This window comes from Pseudomonas sp. JV245A (genome assembly GCF_032424515.1).
In the GTDB taxonomy this organism is placed as follows: domain Bacteria; phylum Pseudomonadota; class Gammaproteobacteria; order Pseudomonadales; family Pseudomonadaceae; genus Aquipseudomonas; species Aquipseudomonas protegens.
The window spans coordinates 1-3432 of record NZ_VYKE01000287.1 but is presented as its reverse complement, the minus strand read 5'-3'; the positions used below and the strand labels follow the sequence as shown (position 1 = coordinate 3432).

The 3432-nt window shown below is 63.5% G+C and carries 4 protein-coding genes; 1 reads left to right on the top strand and 3 read right to left on the bottom strand.

Annotated elements, in window-relative coordinates; all coding sequences use genetic code 11:
* Positions 1-87: 87 nt before the first annotated feature.
* From F6S12_RS30630 to F6S12_RS30620, 3 genes are read right to left on the bottom strand one after another with little or no spacing between them, the layout of a single operon-like run.
* The gene (locus F6S12_RS30630; protein WP_011059677.1) at positions 88-1137 is read right to left on the bottom strand and encodes an alkene reductase; all 1050 of its coding nucleotides are present in this window, start codon (positions 1135-1137) and stop codon (positions 88-90) included.
* A 34-nt stretch (positions 1138-1171) separates the two neighbouring features.
* On the bottom strand, positions 1172-2338 hold the full coding sequence (locus F6S12_RS30625; protein WP_315869753.1) for an MFS transporter: 1167 nt from the start codon (positions 2336-2338) through the stop codon (positions 1172-1174).
* Positions 2339-2356: 18 nt separating this feature from the next.
* Positions 2357-2659, bottom strand: a complete 303-nt coding sequence (locus tag F6S12_RS30620; RefSeq protein ID WP_011059679.1) for an ArsR/SmtB family transcription factor — start codon at positions 2657-2659, stop codon at positions 2357-2359.
* A 153-nt stretch (positions 2660-2812) separates the two neighbouring features.
* Here F6S12_RS30620 and F6S12_RS30615 point away from each other — a divergent pair, with 153 nt between their 5' ends.
* Positions 2813-3394 carry an ACP phosphodiesterase gene (locus F6S12_RS30615; RefSeq protein WP_053156698.1) on the top strand — a complete coding sequence of 194 codons (582 nt, stop codon included), beginning with the start codon at positions 2813-2815 and terminating at the stop codon, positions 3392-3394.
* Positions 3395-3432: the final 38 nt, after the last annotated feature.

Here is a 3432-nt window from a genome sequence, read left to right as displayed (position 1 = left end):
GCCTGTGGCAGCGGCTACAACGAATGTGCAGGCCATGAAAAAGCCCCGGCTCGCGAGAGTCGGGGCTTTTTATCGAGCGATGCAGGCTTACAGAGTCGGGTAGTCGATATAGCCGACCGGGCCCTTGCCGTAGAAGGTTTCCGGGTGCGCTTCGTTCAACGGCGCATCGGCCTTCAGGCGGGCTGGCAGGTCCGGGTTGGCGATGAAGGGCACACCAAAGGCCACGGCGTCAGCCTTGCCAGCGGCCAGCCAGGCGTTGGCGCTGTCCTTGGTGAAGCGTTCGTTGGCGATGTAGGGGCCGCCGAAGGCTTCTTTGAGTTGCGGGCCCAGGCTGTCGGCGCCTTCTTTCTCGCGGGAGCAGATAAAGGCGATACCGCGTTTGCCCAGCTCCCGAGCGACGTAGGTGAAGGTCTCCGCCAGGTTGGCATCACCCATGTCATGGGAGTCGGCACGTGGTGCCAGGTGCACGCCTACCCGGCCGGCACCCCAGATCTCGATGGCCGCGTCGGTGACTTCCAGCAGCAGGCGGGCACGGTTTTCCAGGGAGCCGCCGTACTGGTCGGTACGCTGGTTGGTGCTGCTTTGCAGGAACTGGTCCAGCAGGTAGCCGTTGGCGCCGTGGATTTCCACGCCGTCGAAACCGGCGGCCTTGGCGTTTTCCGCGCCGACCCGGTAGGCGTCGACGATGTCGGCGATCTCAGCGGTTTCCAGGGCCCGCGGAGTTGGGAAGTCGGCCAGTGGGCGCACCAGGCTGACATGCCCCTTGGGCTGGAGGGCGCTGGGTGCCACCGGGGTTTCGCCGTTCAGATAGGACGGGTGGGAGATGCGTCCGACGTGCCACAGCTGCAGGAAGATCTTGCCGCCGGCGCCGTGTACTGCCTTGGTCACATTGGCCCAGCCACGCACCTGGTCGTTGGACCAGATGCCGGGGGTGTCCGGGTAGCCCACGCCCATGGGGGTCACCGAGGTGGCCTCGCTGAGGATCAGGCCGGCGGAAGCCCGTTGTACGTAGTACTCGGCCATCAGCGCGTTGGGTACGCGGCCGGCATCGGCGCGGCAGCGGGTCAGCGGCGCCATGATGATGCGGTTGGACAGTTCGAGATCGCCGAGTTTGATCGGATCAAAGAGAGTCGTCATGGAATGCAGCCTTCTTTAAGGGATAGGGAGAGGATCAGTGGGTTGCAGGAGCCAGTTCGGCGTTGCCGCCCTGGCGAAAGGTAATCAGCGTCACCAGCAGGGCCAGAATCGCCAGGGCCGCTGCTGCCAACGGCACGCTGGTCAGGCCGAAGCCGTGGGCGATGACGCTGCCGCCGACCCAGGCACCCAGGGCATTGCCGATGTTGAAGGCGCCGATGTTCAGGGTCGAAACCAGGTTCGGTGCGGCCTTGCCGAAGGTCACTACGTTGACCTGCAACGCCGGCACTGCGGCAAACGAAGCGGTGGCCCAGAGGAACAGGGTGATCTCGGTGGGGATCAGCGCCACGCTGGTCCAGGTCAGTACGGTGGAGACCACGGCCATGGCCGCGAACACGCCGATCAGGGTGGCGCCCAGGCGCTTGTCCGCCAGTTTGCCGCCGATGATGTTGCCCAGGGTCAGGCCCAGGCCGATCAGCAGCAGGGTCCAGGTCACGCCCTTGGGCGAGACACCGGTGACATCACCGAGCAGCGGTGCAACGTAGGTGAAGAGGGTGAACATCGATGCGGCGAACAGCGCGGTCATGCTCAGGGACAGCCAGATACCCGCGCCCTTGAGGGCCGCCAGCTCTGCACGCATGTCGAGTTTTTCCTCGTCGCGCTTGGCCGGCAGGAAGCGCAGCAGGCCGATCAGCGCCACTACGCCGATCACCGTCACCACCCAGAAGGTCGAGCGCCAGCCCGCTGCCTGGCCCAGGGCGGTGCCCAGGGGCACGCCAAGGACGTTGGCCAGGGTCAGGCCGGTGAACATCAGGGCCACGGCCGAAGCGCGCTTGTTGGCGGGCACCAGGCCGGCGGCCACCACTGAACCGATACCAAAGAAGGCACCGTGGCACAGCGCGGTGATCACCCGGGCAAACATCAGCACGTTGTAATCACTGGCCAGTGCACACAGCAGGTTGCCGACAATGAAGAATCCCATCAGCGCCACCAGGGCTGCCTTGCGGGGCAGGCGGGCAGTGGCCAGGGCCATGAAGGGCGCGCCGATGGCCACCCCAAGGGCGTAGCCGGTGACCAGCCAGCCGGCGCCGGGAATCGACACCCCGAGGTCCGCCGCCACATCGGGCAGCAGGCCCATGATGACGAACTCGGTGGTACCGATGGCGAAGGCACTCAAGGCCAGGATGAGAAGCGAAAGGGGCATTGTCGGGTCCTTGTCAGGTCAGAGCTGTTGGCTCATTTGCGTGAGGAACTGCTGGATGGTTTCCTCGTTGCGTTTGAAAAAATGCCATTGGCCGACTTTCCGGCTGCTGATCAGGCCTGCGCGTTGCAAGGTGGCGAGGTGGGCGGACACGGTCGACTGCGACAGGCCGCAGCGTTGGTCGATCTGTCCGGCGCAGACGCCGTGCTCATTGCTGTGAGCCTGATCGGGAAATTCGACAGTCGGATCTTTCAGCCAGTGCAGGATTTCCCTGCGAACCGGATGTGCCAGGGCTTTTATTATTTCGTCGAGGTCGAGGGACATGGCGGTGCTCGTTTTTTGTGAAACGTTGTATCGCGATGAAGCGAAATTTAAATCGTTATTTCGCGATATACCAATATGATTTTGGTCTTAAATCATTACTTATCGGTATATCGGGTTATAACGATATGTCGGTCGCAGTGCTAAGCTGCGTCCATGAATTATCTCGCACATCTGCACCTTGGCGGCCAGCGCCCGGGTCAATTACTCGGCAGCCTGTATGGCGATTTCGTCAAGGGACGCCTGCAAGGGCAGTTTTCGCCCGAGGTCGAGGCGGCGATCCAGCTGCATCGGCGCATCGATACCTACACCGACAGTCACCCGCTGGTGGCGGCGGCGCTGTCGCGTTTCTCCCTGACGCGAAGGCGTTACGCCGGCATCGTCATCGACGTGTTCTTCGACCATTGCCTGGCCCGGGATTGGCAGCATTACGCCGACCGGCCCCTGCCGCTGTTCACCGCCGAGGTGTACCGGGTGCTGGCGGCCGAGCCGCAGTTGCCGGCGCGGCTGGCGCAGATTGCGCCTTACATGGCGGCGGATGACTGGCTGGGTTCCTATCGCGAGTTCGCGGTGCTGGAGCCGGTGTTGCGGGGGATTGCCCGGCGCCTGTCACGGCCAGAGGAGCTGACCGCGGCGATGGTCGAGCTGGAACGGCTGTATGAACCGTTGAGCGAAGACTTCCGTGCTTTCTACCCGCAATTGCAGGCATTCGCCGCGCAGCACATCCAATTGCCCTGACTCACGATGGCTGTTTTAGGAGCTGGCTTGCCAGCGAA

Bases quoted from the DNA above. Each gene is read 5' to 3' on its own strand.
- F6S12_RS30615 (WP_053156698.1), top strand. From the start codon at position 2,813: ATGAATTATCTCGCACATCTGCACCTTGGCGGCCAGCGCCCGGGTCAA.
- F6S12_RS30630 (WP_011059677.1), bottom strand. From the start codon at position 1,137: ATGACGACTCTCTTTGATCCGATCAAACTCGGCGATCTCGAACTGTCC.
- F6S12_RS30620 (WP_011059679.1), bottom strand. From the start codon at position 2,659: ATGTCCCTCGACCTCGACGAAATAATAAAAGCCCTGGCACATCCGGTT.
- F6S12_RS30625 (WP_315869753.1), bottom strand. From the start codon at position 2,338: ATGCCCCTTTCGCTTCTCATCCTGGCCTTGAGTGCCTTCGCCATCGGT.